We start from the raw sequence: 15,576 nt of genomic DNA on the forward strand, positions 1-15,576 counted from the left end.
GATGCCGTCCCCCCTTATTTCACCCTAGCGTTCCGCAAAGGCCAGGCGCGCGCCGAAAGCTGCAAAGGTTGCGGCAATGGAGCGGCGCATCCAGGTGAGAACCCGGTCGCTGCGCAGAACCCGCTCACCCACAAGCGCCGCGAATTGGCCGTAAACGATGAAAACCGCGAATGTCATGGCCATGAAAACACCGCTCATGGCAAGCATCTGCGCTGTTGCGTTGCCCGCTGCCGGATCGACGAACTGTGGCAGAAACGCCAGGAAGAACATCGTGAGTTTCGGATTGAGGACATTGATCAAGGTGCCGCTTGTGGCAATGCCGAGGAGACTTTTGCCACCCGCCCGGTCGGCCTTCAGGTCCATTGGTCCGCTGTCACGCAGGGTTTGCCAGGCCAGATACAGCAGATAGGCCACGCCCGCGTATTTCACGATCTGGAACGCGAGCGCACTTGTGTGCAAGAGGGCCGAAACGCCAATCAGGGACGCGACAATGGCCGGCACGATGCCAAGCGTGCAGCCGAAAGCCGCCGCAAGGCTGGCCCGCCGGCCTTTTCCAAGGCCAACGGCCACTGTATAGACTACGCCGGTGCCTGGAACGAAAACCACGATGAAAGCGGCGATCAGAAATTCCAGGGTCATCGGCGCGGTCCTTTTTTACGTGCCTGAAATCAGAGGTCCAGAACCAGGCGCTGCGGATCTTCCAGGCTTTCCTTGACCCGGACCAGGAAGGTCACGGCTTCCTTGCCGTCGACGATCCGGTGGTCATAGGACAGCGCCAGATACATCATCGGGCGGATCACCACCTGACCGTTCACGGCCATCGGGCGTTCCTGGATCTTGTGCATGCCGAGGATGCCGGACTGCGGCGCATTCAGGATCGGCGAGGACATGAGCGAGCCATAGACACCGCCATTGGAAATGGTGAAGGTGCCGCCGGTCATGTCGGCCATGCCGAGCTTGCCGTCCCGCGCCTTGCGGCCCAGGTTGCCGATTTCCTTTTCAACCTCGGCAATGCTCATCTGGTCCGCGTCCCGCACGACCGGAACAACAAGACCCTTGTCGGTGCCAACGGCAACGCCGACGTGGCAGAAGTTCTTGTAGATGATGTCCGTGCCGTCAATCTCGGCGTTCACGGCCGGGACTTCTTTCAGCGCATGGGTCACCGCCTTGGTAAAGAACCCCATAAAGCCAAGCTTCACGCCGTGCTTCTTCTCGAACAGGTCCTTGTACTGCTTGCGCAGCTCCATCACCGGTCCCATGTCCACTTCGTTGTAAGTGGTCAGCATGGCGGCTGTGTTTTGAGCGTCTTTCAAGCGGCGCGCAATGGTCTGGCGCAGCTTGGTCATGCGCACACGTTCTTCACGCGGCTCGTCTTCTGCTGCCACCGGACCACGCGACGCAGCGGAAGGTGCAGACGCTGACGATGGAGCAGTCGCACCGGAAGCAATCGCGTTGATCACATCCCCCTTCAGCACTTGGCCGCGTTTTCCCGAGCCCGAGACCTGGTCTGCAGAAAGATTGTTTTCCGCCATCATCTTGGAGGCAGAAGGCGCGGGAGGCATATCCGTTCCCGGCGAGGCAGCGGGTGCCGTTTCTGCTGCTTGAGGCGCCTCTGATTTTGCTGGCGCTGAGGCACCGCCTACGATTGACGTGTCAATCTGGCATAGCAGCGCCCCGGGTTCGACCGTTGCACCCGTTTCGGCGGCGATCTTGACGACTTTTCCAGCGACCGGCGCCGGTACTTCCTGGGCTGCCTTGTCGGTTTCCAGCTCAACCAGCGTATCGTCCGCCTTTACGACATCGCCGACGTTAACGCTCCAAGAGCCGACTTCCGCTTCGGTTACCGATTCACCTGCGCTCGGCGTCAGCACATCCACAATCTGGTCAGCGGCGGGTGCCTGTTGTTCCGGCGACCCGGCCTTGGTATCGCCTTTCGCTGCCGTAGATGCTGACGCGCCAGCCGCTCCACCTTCTGCGATTTGACCGAGGAGCGCGCCGACTTCGACCGTGTCGCCCTCTTTTACTACAATGCTCTCGAGCGTGCCAGACGCCGGTGCCGGCACCTCGACGGTCACCTTGTCGGTCTCAAGCTCCACAAGCGGCTCGTCCACCGAGATGGCATCACCTGGTTTTTTGAACCACTGCGCGATGGTAGCTTCAGATACGGATTCGCCCAAAGTGGGCACGCGGATTTCGGTTGCCATGGTTGCCTTCTCTTAAAGTTCCTGGCCAATTCCGTGAAAATCCGGGCCGGTTGGCCCGGAGGAGGATCAGGTGTCGAATGCGTCGTCAAGCAACGCTCTCAATTGTGCAAGGTGGGTGGACATAAGGCCGGTTGCAGTCGACGCCATTGCTGGACGTCCTGCATAGACCGGACGTTTTTTCTGAGCATCAATCTGTTCGAGCACCCATTCAATGTAAGGCTCAACAAAGAACCAGCCGCCCATATTCTTCGGCTCTTCCTGGCACCAAACCATGTCGGCCTGCGGGAAGCGCGCCAGTTCCATCATCAACGCCTTTTTCGGGAACGGATAGAGCTGCTCAACGCGCAGAAGATAAACGTCGTCGATACCGCGTTTTTCGCGCTCTTCCAAAAGATCAAAATAGACCTTGCCCGAACACATCACCACGCGCCGGATCTTGTCATCGGCAACCAGCTTGGTTTCCGATGTACCCATTTCCGCATCATCCCAAAGCAGACGGTGGAAGGTCGAATCTTCGCCCATCTCTTCGAGACTGGACACCGCTCTCTTGTGCCGGAGCAGCGATTTCGGCGTCATCAGGATCAGCGGCTTGCGGATATCCCGCTTCAGCTGCCGGCGCAGAATGTGGAAGTAGTTTGCCGGAGTCGTGCAGTTTGCCACCTGCATGTTGTCTTCAGCACACATTTGCAGGAAACGCTCCAGGCGCGCTGAAGAGTGCTCAGGACCCTGCCCTTCGTAGCCATGCGGCAGAAGGCACACGAGACCGGACATACGCAGCCACTTTCGTTCGCCGGACGAGATAAACTGGTCGAAGAGAACTTGCGCTCCATTGGCAAAATCGCCGAACTGGGCTTCCCACATGGTCAAAGCGCGCGGTTCCGCGAGCGAATAGCCATATTCAAAACCGAGCACCGCCTCTTCAGAGAGCATCGAGTTGATGACCTCGTAGCGCTGCTGATGCTCTCCGACATGGTTGAGCGGAATGTAACGGCTCTCATTCTCCTGGTCGTAGAGCACCGAATGGCGTTGGGAGAATGTTCCCCGTTCACAGTCCTGCCCCGAAAGCCGCACCGGATGCCCTTCTCTCAGGAGAGCACCGAAGGCCAGAGCTTCGGCCGTTGCCCAGTCGATCCCCTGCCCGGTCTCGATCATGCGCTCCCGGTTTTTCATGAACCGGGCAATAGTGCGATGGATGTTGAAATCCTCCGGCACATGCGTCAAAGCCCGGCCAAGCTCCTTGAGCTCGCTGAGCGGCAGTCCGGTTTGCCCACGCCGTGGGTCGTCCTCGCCTTCCGCACGCTTCAAACCGGCCCACTTGCCATCCAGCCAATCGGCCTTGTTTGGCTTATACGCTTGGCCCGAATCGAATTCGGTATCAAGGTGATTGCGCCATTCGGCCTTCATCGCCTCGACTTCTTCCGCGCTGACCACACCCTCTTTAACCAACCGCTCCGAATATAGTTGAAGCGTCGTGGCGTGTTTGCGGATCTTTCGGTACATGAGCGGCTGCGTGAACGCTGGCTCATCGCCTTCATTGTGACCAAAGCGGCGGTAACAGATCATGTCGATCACGACCGGACGCCCGAACGTCTGGCGGAATTCGATCGCAATTTTCGCTGCGAATGTCACAGCTTCAGGATCGTCAGCATTCACGTGCAGGATCGGTGCTTCAATCACCTTGGCCATATCTGACGGATATGGCGATGACCGTGAATACCGCGGGTTCGTGGTGAAGCCAATCTGGTTGTTGATGATCACATGGATCGACCCACCAGTCCGGTGACCGCGCAATGCAGACAGGCCAAAACACTCCGCAACGACGCCTTGACCCGCGAAGGCCGCATCGCCATGCAGCAACAACGGCAGCACAGTTGATCGGTCAACTTCCGTCGTTTCAATGAAGGTACCGTCTTCTTGCGCGGCGAGTTGATCCTGCTTAGCGCGCACTTTGCCCAAAACAACAGGATTTACGATTTCCAGATGAGACGGGTTCGCGGTCAAGGAGAGGTGAACGTCATTGTCGTCGAACGACCGGTCGGAAGAGGCCCCGAGGTGATACTTCACATCACCCGAGCCTTCGACGTCGTCCGGTGCGAAGGAGCCACCTTTGAACTCGTGGAACACCGCGCGATGTGGCTTGCCCATCACTTGAGTGAGTACGTTGAGGCGCCCGCGGTGAGCCATGCCAAGGACGATATCCTTCAGGCCCATCTGGCCGCCACGCTTGATGATCTGCTCCAATGCCGGGATCAACGCTTCCCCGCCATCAAGGCCAAAGCGCTTCGTACCGGTGTACTTCACATCCAGAAATTTCTCGAAGCCCTCGGCCTCGACAAGTTTGTTCAAGATCGCGCGCTTGCCCTGACGGGTGAAGGCGACTTGCTTGTCCGGCCCTTCAATGCGCTCCTGGATCCAAGATTTTGCAGCCGGGTCAGAGATATGCATGAACTCGACGCCGAGCGTCGAGCAATAGGTCCGCTTCAAGATGTCGAGCATCTCACGGATGGTCGCGTATTCAAGGCCCAGAACGTGGTCGATGAAGATCTTTCGGTCCCAGTCCTCCTCAGTAAAACCGTACGATGAGGGATGCAGTTCTTCATGATCGCCCTTACCCGCAAGGCCCAGCGGATCAAGATCGGCGTGCAGGTGACCGCGCATGCGGTAAGCACGGATCATCATCAGGGCGCGGACCGAATCACGCGTTGCCTGATGTACCTCCGCCTCAGAGACGGCCGTCCCCGCCGCTTCGGCTTTTTTCTTCAGCTTGTCGCCGAGTTGTTTTTCAATCGGCGCCCAATTGCCGTCAAATGCGTTGACGAGGTCGCCGTTGGCTTCAATCGGCCAGTCCTTGCGCTTCCAGGTCGCGCCACGCGCTTCCTTGAGAACCGCTTCTTTCTCGTCCTGAAACGCAGCAAAGAAGTCACGCCATTCGGCATCCACCGAATTCGGGTCGGTCTTGTACTGTGCGTAGAGGTCTTCGATGTAGGCTGCGTTGGCGCCGTAAAGCAACGACGTCAGTGCGAATACGTTGTTCGCTTCCTGCCGTGCCATGTCCACCCAGCGGAGGGTTGCCCCCGCCCTTTATGTTCGCCGGACCCCAAGGCCTGAAGGCCTAAAAGCCCGCTCCGGGTTCGTTTTCAGACCCGCGCCGCATGCCCGGGCCCCTCAAATATGATCAAGACGCCGAGCGTCTTGATCAATCCTGACTATATGCAGAGCAAAACGTAAAGACTTTCCGCTCTGCAAAAAGCGATTTCGTGCCTTTTAGCCCTTCAAGACTTCGAGAAGAGTCTCGCCGAGCTTCGCCGGGGACGGAGACACCTTGATACCGGCCTCTTCCATCGCAGCGATCTTGTCTTCCGCACCACCTTTGCCTCCGGAGATCACAGCACCTGCGTGACCCATGGTGCGGCCAGGAGGCGCCGTGCGGCCCGCGATGAAACCGGCCATCGGCTTTTTCCGGCCCTTCTTGGCTTCGTCCTTCAGGAACTGAGCGGCTTCTTCTTCCGCCGAGCCACCGATTTCACCGATCATGATGATCGACTGAGTTTCATCATCGGCCAGGAACATTTCAAGGACGTCGATGAATTCAGTGCCCTTGACCGGGTCGCCGCCAATACCCACAGCCGTGGTTTGGCCAAGACCGGCGTTGGAGGTCTGGAAGACCGCCTCGTAGGTAAGTGTGCCGGAGCGCGATACAACACCCACGGAGCCCTTCTTGAAGATCGAGCCCGGCATTATGCCGATCTTGCACTCTTCCGGAGTCAGGATGCCCGGGCAGTTCGGTCCAAGAAGGCGCGACTTGGATTTCTCCAGCTTCGCTTTGACCTTGACCATGTCGGCGACTGGAATGCCTTCGGTGATACAGACGATGAACGGGATTTCCGCGTCAATCGCCTCGATGATCGCAGCGGCTGCACCCGCAGGCGGCACGTAGACGACCGATGCGTCCGCACCGGTTGCTTCCTTGGCTTCGCCAACGGACGCAAAGATCGGCAACTCGGCCGCGCTTTCCAGACCGGAAGACCAGCTTTCGCCGCCCTTTTTCGGGTGCACACCGGCAACCATCTTGGTGCCGTAATACTCAAGCGCCTGTTCCGTGTGGAACGTGCCGGTCTTGCCGGTCAGGCCTTGAACGATAATTTTCGTATCTTTATTAACGAGGATGGACATTTACGCGCCCCCCTTAACGGCTTTCACAATTTTCTGGGCGGCGTCGTCGAGATCATCGGCGGCGATCACGTTCAGACCGCTTTCATTGATGATCTTCTTGCCGAGCTCGACATTGGTGCCTTCAAGGCGGACAACGAGCGGAACCTGCAGACCGACTTCCTGAACAGCTGCAATCACGCCTTCCGCGATCACGTCACAACGCATGATGCCGCCGAAGATGTTGACCAGGATGCCTTTGACGTTCGGATCAGAGGTGATGATCTTGAATGCGGCCGTCACCTTCTCTTTGGACGCACCGCCGCCAACATCGAGGAAGTTGGCCGGCTCAGCACCGTAGAGCTTGATGATGTCCATGGTCGCCATGGCAAGACCGGCGCCGTTGACCATGCAGCCAATGTCACCGTCGAGAGCAACGTAGGCGAGATCGTATTTGGACGCTTCGATTTCCTTGGCGTCTTCTTCGGTCTCATCGCGCAGAGCCATGATGTCGTCATGGCGGAACAGAGCGTTGCCGTCAAAGGAGACTTTGGCGTCGAGAACACGCAAGTGGCCGTCCTTCATGACGATCAGCGGGTTCACTTCCAGAAGCGCCATGTCCTTTTCGACAAAGGCCTTGTGCAGGATCGGGAACAGCTTCATGCCGTCTTCAGCCGCAACACCAGTCAATTCGAGGGCATCGCACAGCTTCTTGGAATCGGCCTCGGTCACGCCGGTCTCGGGATCGATCGGCAAAGTGATGATCTTTTCCGGTGTATCGTGGGCGACCGCCTCGATGTCCATGCCGCCTTCAGTAGAAACCACGAAAGCCGGACGGCCCACAGTGCGGTCTACAAGGATGGAAAGGTAAAGTTCACGTTCAATGTCGGCACCGTCTTCGATATACAAACGATTGACGACCTTGCCGCCCTCTCCCGTTTGCGCGGTCACCAAGGTGTTGCCGAGCATTTCCTTGGCATGCGCTGTCACTTCTTCAAGCGAAAACGCCAAACGGACGCCGCCCTTGGCATCAGGGCCCAGTTCCTTAAACTTTCCCTTGCCGCGGCCACCTGCGTGGATCTGGGATTTCACAACCCAAAGCGGGCCAGGAAGTGATTTGGCCGCCGCTTCCGCTTCATCAGCAGAAAAAATCGCGACGCCTTCTGCGACGGGCGCACCGAATTCCTTTAGAACTGCTTTGCCCTGGTATTCATGGATGTTCATAGGTTTCCCCCGTTGTCGGAGGACCGCCCCGTCTCAGGGGCGGCCACTGAGACTTTTCAGCGGCTCAGGCGAGCGCCGGCTGGATTTTCTTACAGGCTTCGACAAGCCCATCGACAGATGCGACGGATTTTTCGAACATGGTCTTTTCGTCGGCGTTCATCTCGATTTCAATGACACGCTCAACACCGTCTGCGCCGATCACAACCGGGACACCGACATAGGTGTCTTTAAGACCGTACTGGCCGTCGAGCGCAGCCGCGCAGGGAAGTACCCGTTTTTTGTCCTTAAGGTAGCTCTCGGCCATCGCAATGGCGGAGGAGGCTGGGGCATAGAACGCAGAACCGGTTTTCAACAGACCGACGATTTCCGCGCCACCGTCACGTGTACGCTGAACGATTTGCTCCAGGCGCTCTGCGGTGCACCATCTCATCTTGACCAGATCCGGCAGCGGAATACCAGCGACCGTCGAATATCTGGTCAGTGGCACCATGGTGTCGCCGTGGCCACCCAGGACGAACGCTGTAACGTCCTCGACCGATACATCGAACTCGTCGGCGAGGAAGTAGCGGAACCGGGCACTGTCCAGCACCCCTGCCATGCCCACAACCTTGTTTTTAGGCAGGCCTGAGAATTTTTGCAGCGCCCAAACCATGGCGTCCAGCGGGTTGGTAATGCAGATGACAAACGCATTTGGTGCGTACTTGGCGATACCAGCACCGACCTGCTCCATAACTTTCAGGTTGATTTCCAAAAGGTCGTCGCGGCTCATGCCTGGCTTACGCGGAACGCCCGCCGTTACGATGACGACATCGGAGCCTGCAATGGCCTCGTAGTCGTTTGCGCCTGATAGCTTGGCATCGAAGCCGTCTACCGGGGAGCTTTCGGCCAGGTCCAGAGCCTTGCCCTGGGGCACTCCTTCCGCGATATCAAAGAGGACAATGTCTCCGAGTTCCTTCAATCCAGCAAGATGAGCGAGCGTGCCGCCGATCTGACCAGAGCCGATCAAAGCAATCTTGTTCCGCGCCATAACCGAAAGTTTCCCTTTACGTAAGATGGAACCTTGTGCCATCCGCCAATGACTGGCGTTGGCACTACTCCCTTTGCAAACCGCGTGCAACCTCGCCATAGGGATATTGCGCGCAAGCCGAGCAAATTTTTGCAAACTTCCCGTAACTTAACATGACGTATTGGGAAGATTGCCTTATGCGTGTACATCTTCTTTTTCGCCCGCCAGATAAGCTTCAGATCGCATCTCGATCAACCGGGAAACTGTCCGGTCAAATTCAAACGCTTCAGTACCATCTTTAGCCACATAAAGACCCTGGGGCTCTGCTTCGGCGGAAATCACCACCTTGATCCCGTTATCGTAAAGCGTATCGATCAGAGTGATGAACCGCTTTGCCTCATTGCGCCGAGCCTTGTCCATAACCGGAACATTCTCGATGAACAGCGTACCGAAGGCATGTGCAAGGCGCAGATAATCACTGGCCCCCAGCGGCTTCGCGCATAAGTCCGAGAAGTCAAATCGAGCAGCGCCCGCCGCAGCAACCGGCACCGGGATCATCCGGCCTCTGTTTTCCAGTTCCTCACTGCGGGGCTGAACACCGTGTGTCAGCTTGCGCCATAGTTCGTCAGTCTTGTCTTTGGCCGATAAATCCAGAGGCGAGATATAGACCGGGGCGCCCGCGAGCTTTTCAAGCCGGTAATCCGTCGGGGAATCGAGGTGCAGCACTCTTACCTTGGACGTCAGCAAATGAATGAACGGCAAGAAAAGCTGCCGGTTCAAACCATCTTTGTACAGCTGGTTGGGATCGACATTTGATGTCGCGACGACGATCACACCTTTTTCGAACAGTTGGGTGAACAACCGGCCAAGAATCATTGCATCGGCAATATCGGTGACCGCAAATTCGTCGAAACATAAAAGACGGGTTTCGCGCGCCAGCTGCTCCGCAACCGGTGGAATCGGATCATCCCCCTTGACCTCGCCGCGTTTGTGGGCCTGACGATGGGCATGAATACGCTCATGCACATCAAGCATGAATTCATGGAAATGAGCGCGGCGTTTCCGGCGGATCACCGTGACCTCAAAAAAGAGATCCATAAGCATCGTCTTGCCCCGGCCGACACCACCCCACATGTACAGCCCTTGAACGGCAGCCCAAAGTTCCGCTTTTTTCTTGGCAAACAGCCACCCAAGGGAACTTTTCTTGGACGCCAGCCTCGTTTCAGCAAGCTTTGTATTCAATAGATCAAGGCAACGGACAGCTTCTACCTGCACCGGGTCTTTGGAGATTTCACCCGAGGCAACAAGCTCGTCATAGCGGGAAGCAACCGCGCGCGAGACCGGCAGATCCATTTTCAAGAGTGGCGCTCCCACTTACCAGCGCCGATTTGCGCACCTTGCCTTCCAAGGGCGTCAACACGCCGCCACCAAGGCGGCATAAAAGTAAAATGCTGCCGTTTCAAGTGCATGCGGCTTGCATAACAATGCACACAGCAACAAAATCGATTTAATCAAACGAAAGACGGCCGAAGGTTCACACCTGCGACCGCCTCACGAAAAGCAACATCTTCGTTTGATTTCAGCTTAGTTTTACAGCGAAATCAACCTTGCCCTTCGTTCAGCCTGGAGCTCTTGAACATATAGCAATTGCGCGACCAGCGCCCGCTCCTGCTCATTGTCCAGATCTGCCTTCCGGCCACGGCCATCGGTCAGAAGCCAAGCGTTTCCAGGGCGAACCACATCGCATTCGACTGGAGCACCTTTGTCCAAACCGAGCTTTTCCAGCAGCGCATCCGCCTGCTCGCCGTCATGGGCACCATCTAACCCCTTGAAGGCCATACGAAGACGGCGGTACGTCGCTTGGACAGCATCGGTCGGGATTACCAAGGTAGAAGGTTTGCCTTGATTCAGGGTCACTGCCCTGATGACTCCCGCGCCTTGGGGCAGAACCGACGCCGAACACGGCACTTTTTGAACATCTCCCAGGACACTCCATTCCGCACGGAGCGTCACCGTAACCGGTTGGCGCAACGAGGAGGCGATCGCCGACAGGCGTTTCTCATCGTCAGACCTTCGGTCGTTTCTCGGTACCGATCCGTTCGCGCTTCCGGCCAGCGCGGTGCCGCCGATCCGCAACCGCCGGAACACAACCACATCACGTGTCAGGTCTGTGCGTTCCACGCGCCATCCGGCATCCAACCAAGCGTTTTGATGAACCAGGCTACCGCCAGAGTTTGCCCACCAGGTTCTGTGCTCGCGCGCACTTTTTGGGAGACCCGAGCCTAGGATCTCCTCTACGTCACCGAGCTTTGCAGCCCAGACAACATCATCCAAACGTGCAAGATGCTCACGTAAGGGATCATATTTGGACATACTTAGTCACCTTTCCTTTCATAAAGGTAAGGTAACACATCTCATGGGGGTGCCGTCCAGATAAAAATACCTAAAGTTGTTATCTAAACAGTGAAACGGCACTGCCTGCTGAAGTTTGACCATTAAACTGCTGCGCAGACGTAGCGTAAAGTTGAGCAACGGGCGCGCCATTACCATCTTTCAACACGACCTGTTTGCCTGTGAGATCCCAGGCGGAGATGCTGGACAGAGCAGGTGTCGCACAACCGCGTGTGTTTGCGCGATAACCGCCAGACCAGGTGGTCAAAGTCATGAATGCCATGCAATTGTCCCCTCCCGAAGCCAGCTTCCACCCTCCAAGCATATCGCTGCGTCCGATTTCTAAAGCCCCTGTGGGTTCAGCAACAGGAGCCGCAACCACCTCCTGGTCGGCGAGGGGGGCGCTGGGATCCACCGCCCCTTCATTTAAACCGGCTGTTTGATCCAAGGGCTGCAAGCTGCCCTGACCTACGGGAGTGGTCGGTGTTGCCGGCAGCGGCGTTGCATAATTGCTTCCACCACTGAACCGCTGACAGCCGGCTGTCAAAACTACGAGTCCGACCGCACAGGCCGTCATCAAACCACGCTTCATATCGAATCAATCCTTGTTCCGCCGCGAACAAACTGGTGCATCACTTAGCCCAGAATTTGTCGAAAAGCCAAAACCCCTGCTTTAGTTGAACGTCCAGTGTCTTGATGCCGCCGCAATATCCATCCTACTCTTCTAATCAAAAGCTGGTCTGGGAGGAAAGCCAGTTGTTGTTTGTGCACACAGGAGTGAGACATGTCTCACACTTCCCTCCCGCGCCCCGATGCGCCAGCCAACTCAGCATGGTCCGCCCCATACGGAAGCTTTATCCGGCTTAAACTCAGTGATGCTGACCTTTTTAAGGCGCACCTTCTCCGGCTTGACCCCGAGACCAGACGCGACCGGTTCGCCATGCAGGCGAGTGATCGCTTTCTGATGCAGTACGTTTCGACCGCCCTGAATGTCGGTACGATTGTTTTTGCCTACATGGAAGACGGTCATGTGCGCGCTAGTGGTGAAGTCCGCCCGATCGGCGGAGACCAGGCAGTAGAGGCCGCCCTCTGCGTCGAGCCCAATTGGCGGCGGCGCGGCATAGGAACCGAACTGATGCGTCTCATCCTCGACAGCGCTGAACAAGATGCCGCCAATCAAGTCTATCTTTGCTGCCTTTCAACAAACTCCGGAATGCGAGCACTCGTCTCAAAGTTTACCCCCAACGTCGCCATTGAAGGCCTTGACGCTATCGGCTGCGTCGACGTGACAACCAGCCTATATGACCAAACGAATGAAGGGTTTTTGTCCAAGTTCGCGTCCTGGCTATACAAGAAATTTGTCACAAGGTTGCTTATGGACGTCAGGCGGTAAGACCCAACTCATAGAACGGGTGTTCAGGCCGCGCAGCTCCGTGCGCCTTCGGGTCGATTATTTGATCAACGCAGGCTCGGATTTTCTGAAAACAATCGGCTGCAACGGCAGAAGTTGCGTCCCTATACGGCGAAGACACAATATCCCACACTTGGGTCTTTGCATCATTCACCCAATCCAATTGACGTCCGAACGATTTCAAATCCTCAAGATGAACAACGATATCGGGCATTGGAGCATGGGGCTGCAAAAAAACGTCGACACTTTTCGGCCCCAGCCCTTTTGCCGACGCCCCATGTGCCGACAAAAGCTTCGGAACAGACGAGTTGAGACTTCCGGCAGGAACCAGGCCAGCAGAAAATGCGCGCACCATCCCACTGGAAACACGATTCAAATATGCCTCCGCCAGAGGGCCAAGCAGTGCATTGTCACGGCACACAAATAAGATCGTTGTTTTTACCACCCTCATCTCCTGCGGGCATGTTCATGTATCAACCACTCGCTGCTCGCCTATAGGAAGCGCAACAATTGATTATGACAAAAACAAAGCAGTGGAGATTTTTGCTGTCTTTTATCCCTCGTTTTTTACGCTTATACGGACAATTTAAGCCAAACTAAAGTTTAGACTGCCTAGAATTCGACCGCAACGTAGACGGCACTGAATAATGGCTCGCTGATGTGTAAATTTTGCTCGATATTTGCATTGTTATTTTTCACACTGCTTGGCCAGGCAGTTTCCCAACCACTCCAAATCGTCTCGGAGGACCTCCCCCCCTACAATTATTCTAAGTCTGGAATCGCTTCCGGTGTGTCCACCGAAGTGGTCACCGCCGTCATGGAAGCCGCAGGGCTTTCCGCGCCCATCCGATTTCAGCCTTGGGCCCGCAGTTATCATCTGGCACTCAGCCGTCCTAATACGCTGATTTTTTCAATCGCGCGTACGCCGGAACGGGAGAACCAGTTTATTTGGATCGGACAGATCGCTCCCTACGGTTCATCCCTGTTCAAACGTTCGTCAGATCGTTCGGTTCAAGTGGATACGCTGGATGACGCGCGCGCCTATCAAATCGGCGTGTACCTGTCCGATGTGAAACATCAATACCTGCTCAGCGAGGGCTTCACGCGGCTTGAGCCCGTTGACCACGATTTGCTTAACATTCGAAAACTTGCCAAGGGCCGGATTGATCTAGTGGCGAGCGACGACGCCTTCTTCAGCTACATTATCCGACAGGAGGGGTTTGAGCCGGCAGACTTTGAACGTGTTCTCAAACTTCCCGGCCTGGGCGGGCAACTTTATATGGCGATGAGTCTTGGATCCGATCCGGACGTCGTGCAGGCTCTCACTCAAGGCTTGGATGCGCTCAAAGCAAGCGGCCGACACCGCGAGATCCTGATGAGTCATGGCCTGAACGCAGAGGACGAATGAGCCCCCTGTTCGCGGTGGATGTCGTTGCTTTACTCTGAAACCGGGTCCCGGTTGAAAAGCTTACTGTCATTACGGGCCGGTAGTCACCCTTCAACCATCAAAAGGCGGGGGCACGCAAAGGCGTCGCCTGCCAGATCGCTGGAGCGCTTCAAGGGAAGCAGGTATTCAAACAGAGATCGGCATCGTTCCTGGTCTCGTGCTTTTGGAGTGCAGGCGTAAGGGAGCTCCATCAGACTTAACTTGCACAACTCAAACTCTATCACCCTCGCGAGGCACCCTGCAGCAATCAATAACTGGTTCGATGCTGACGTGTTGATTTTGGGATTCGAACGTGCTTGCTGGCAGTGTCAGCGCGCAGAACAATGGGGGTAGAGGTGGCAATTTCGATTTGGTGCCTGCTAGTTGCGGCGATTTTACCTATACTCGCTGCGTTTCCAGCAAAACTGAATAAAGACTTCGACAACTCTCGCCCCCGTGACCCCGACTATTGGAAATCCGGATTCAGAGCGCGCGCCCAGGCAGCACAGGCAAATGGTTTCGAGGCGTTTCCGTTCTTCGCAGTGTCCGTCATCGTGGGAATCGGTCAAGGCGGCAATGCTTTCTGGATAGATCGGCTGGCTGTTTTGTTCATCCTTTTGCGCATCATCTACATATTTTGTTATTGGACGGACCGTGCTACGCACCGCTCTATGGCGTGGACAGCCGCATTTCTCAGCTGTATCGGCATATTTACCAGTCCACTATGGAGCTAGATGAAGTCCGACCGAATAATATCTCTCGTTTCATCAAAATTGCATCTGGGCCGCGCATAGCTTAACGATACGGCTAAGCAATCCATCATGGCCCCTCTGGCAAGGACATTTCGGTGCGGACAACAGACCAAACGACAACGACGTTCCCCAGCCAGTCGTCTCACAACTCCTTTGTAAACCGGACCGACGTGCACATTGTTGACGCATTGATTGCCGAACGCGGAAAACAGGTGATGGCCACACCATGGTGGCCTCTCTTGCGGCCCTTTGCCTTCAAGATTCTTCGGTATTCCTCAGCGGTGGATATGGCCGACAAAATCGGACATATGGAAGCGCTCGACGTCTTTGCGTATCTCAGTTCGTTGCTCACGCTCAATGTCACCACTTTGGGGCTTGAACGGGTCCCGGCATCCGGTCCCGTGGTCTTGGTCTCCAATCATCCAACTGGCATTGCGGACGGCATCGCGCTTTTTGACGCCATCAAAAAACAGCGGTCCGATCTGGCAATCTTCGCGAACCGGGATGCCATCCGGATCAACCCACGTTTGGCGGATATGATCATACCTGTCGAATGGCGGTCCGATTTCAAGAGCCGCGAAAAGACCAAAGAAACCTTGAAGTTGGCGGCATCCGCCTTCAACAAGGAACGCGTTGTGGTTTTGTTCCCGTCAGGACGTCTGGCCTACTGGCATCAGGGCCAACTCACGGAACGCCCCTGGATGACCTCCGCCCTTGCCTTGGCCAAGAAAAACTCGGCTCCAATTATCCCAGTGCACATGGGCGGGCGGAATTCCGGCCTGTTTTATTTCTTGGCTAGGGTTTCGACCGAATTACGCGACATGACCGTTTTCAATGAGCTCCTGAATAAAAAAGACGCCGAGTTCCGGGTCCATTTCGGCAAGCCGATCGACCCGGACCTACTGGAAGGCGACTTGAGCGAGCAGGCAGAACGTCTGCGGGTACATTGTTCACAAACGCTCGGCAACAATCCGGACGCTGAGTTTCACAGGTAGCAGCGCGCCGCCGAAAAA

The 15,576-nt window shown here is 56.2% G+C and carries 14 protein-coding genes; 4 read left to right on the forward strand and 10 right to left on the reverse strand.

Annotation, left to right across the window (positions count from 1 at the left end):
- Window positions 1-24: 24 nt before the first annotated feature.
- The 9 genes from JM93_RS11965 to JM93_RS22340 form a co-directional block, all read right to left on the reverse strand.
- The gene (locus JM93_RS11965; RefSeq protein WP_145343630.1) at window positions 25-639 is read right to left on the reverse strand and encodes a LysE family translocator; all 615 of its coding nucleotides are present in this window, start codon (window positions 637-639) and stop codon (window positions 25-27) included.
- Window positions 640-668: 29 nt separating this feature from the next.
- Window positions 669-2,204: a 2-oxoglutarate dehydrogenase complex dihydrolipoyllysine-residue succinyltransferase gene (odhB, locus tag JM93_RS11970; RefSeq protein WP_145343632.1), complete on the reverse strand. Its 1,536-nt coding sequence runs from the start codon at window positions 2,202-2,204 to the stop codon at window positions 669-671.
- 66 nt (window positions 2,205-2,270) lie between these two features.
- Window positions 2,271-5,255 (reverse strand): 2-oxoglutarate dehydrogenase E1 component, encoded by a 2,985-nt coding sequence (locus tag JM93_RS11975; RefSeq protein ID WP_145343634.1) that lies wholly within the window; start codon window positions 5,253-5,255, stop codon window positions 2,271-2,273.
- A gap of 213 nt (window positions 5,256-5,468) precedes the next feature.
- Window positions 5,469-6,377 carry a succinate--CoA ligase subunit alpha gene (gene sucD, locus JM93_RS11980; protein ID WP_145343636.1) on the reverse strand — a complete coding sequence of 303 codons (909 nt, stop codon included), beginning with the start codon at window positions 6,375-6,377 and terminating at the stop codon, window positions 5,469-5,471.
- Window positions 6,378-7,577 carry an ADP-forming succinate--CoA ligase subunit beta gene (gene sucC / locus JM93_RS11985; protein ID WP_145343638.1) on the reverse strand — a complete coding sequence of 400 codons (1,200 nt, stop codon included), beginning with the start codon at window positions 7,575-7,577 and terminating at the stop codon, window positions 6,378-6,380.
- A gap of 64 nt (window positions 7,578-7,641) precedes the next feature.
- Window positions 7,642-8,604, reverse strand: coding sequence for a malate dehydrogenase (mdh, locus tag JM93_RS11990; RefSeq protein WP_145343640.1), 963 nt, complete (start codon window positions 8,602-8,604; stop codon window positions 7,642-7,644).
- A 174-nt stretch (window positions 8,605-8,778) separates the two neighbouring features.
- On the reverse strand, window positions 8,779-9,936 hold the full coding sequence (gene zapE / locus JM93_RS11995; protein WP_145343911.1) for a cell division protein ZapE: 1,158 nt from the start codon (window positions 9,934-9,936) through the stop codon (window positions 8,779-8,781).
- A gap of 237 nt (window positions 9,937-10,173) precedes the next feature.
- Entirely contained in the window at window positions 10,174-10,956 is a 783-nt protein-coding gene (locus JM93_RS12000) for a DUF7662 domain-containing protein (protein WP_145343642.1), read from the reverse strand.
- A gap of 79 nt (window positions 10,957-11,035) precedes the next feature.
- A complete protein-coding gene (locus JM93_RS22340; RefSeq protein ID WP_145343644.1) occupies window positions 11,036-11,566 on the reverse strand; it encodes a protease inhibitor Inh/omp19 family protein in 531 nt (176 codons plus the stop codon).
- Between the two features lie 192 nt (window positions 11,567-11,758).
- Here JM93_RS22340 and JM93_RS12010 point away from each other — a divergent pair, with 192 nt between their 5' ends.
- The gene (locus tag JM93_RS12010; protein ID WP_145343647.1) at window positions 11,759-12,367 is read left to right on the forward strand and encodes a GNAT family N-acetyltransferase; all 609 of its coding nucleotides are present in this window, start codon (window positions 11,759-11,761) and stop codon (window positions 12,365-12,367) included.
- Here JM93_RS12010 and JM93_RS12015 read toward each other — a convergent pair.
- Window positions 12,357-12,761, reverse strand: a complete 405-nt coding sequence (locus tag JM93_RS12015) for a low molecular weight phosphatase family protein (RefSeq protein WP_145343649.1) — start codon at window positions 12,759-12,761, stop codon at window positions 12,357-12,359. The genes JM93_RS12010 and JM93_RS12015 overlap by 11 nt on opposite strands.
- A gap of 282 nt (window positions 12,762-13,043) precedes the next feature.
- On the opposite strand from JM93_RS12015, the gene JM93_RS12020 reads away from it, so the two are divergent.
- The 3 genes from JM93_RS12020 to JM93_RS12030 all read left to right on the forward strand — a co-directional run bounded on the left by JM93_RS12020 (window position 13,044) and on the right by JM93_RS12030 (window position 15,558).
- Window positions 13,044-13,793: a substrate-binding periplasmic protein gene (locus tag JM93_RS12020; protein WP_145343651.1), complete on the forward strand. Its 750-nt coding sequence runs from the start codon at window positions 13,044-13,046 to the stop codon at window positions 13,791-13,793.
- Window positions 13,794-14,167: 374 nt separating this feature from the next.
- Complete coding sequence (locus JM93_RS12025; RefSeq protein WP_145343652.1) at window positions 14,168-14,545, forward strand: MAPEG family protein; 378 nt, start codon at window positions 14,168-14,170, stop codon at window positions 14,543-14,545.
- Between the two features lie 113 nt (window positions 14,546-14,658).
- The gene (locus JM93_RS12030) at window positions 14,659-15,558 is read left to right on the forward strand and encodes a GNAT family N-acetyltransferase (protein ID WP_145343654.1); all 900 of its coding nucleotides are present in this window, start codon (window positions 14,659-14,661) and stop codon (window positions 15,556-15,558) included.
- The last annotated feature ends 18 nt before the right edge of the window (window positions 15,559-15,576 follow it).

It is taken from the genome of Roseibium hamelinense (assembly GCF_007830545.1).
Classification (GTDB): Bacteria; Pseudomonadota; Alphaproteobacteria; order Rhizobiales; family Stappiaceae; genus Roseibium; species Roseibium hamelinense.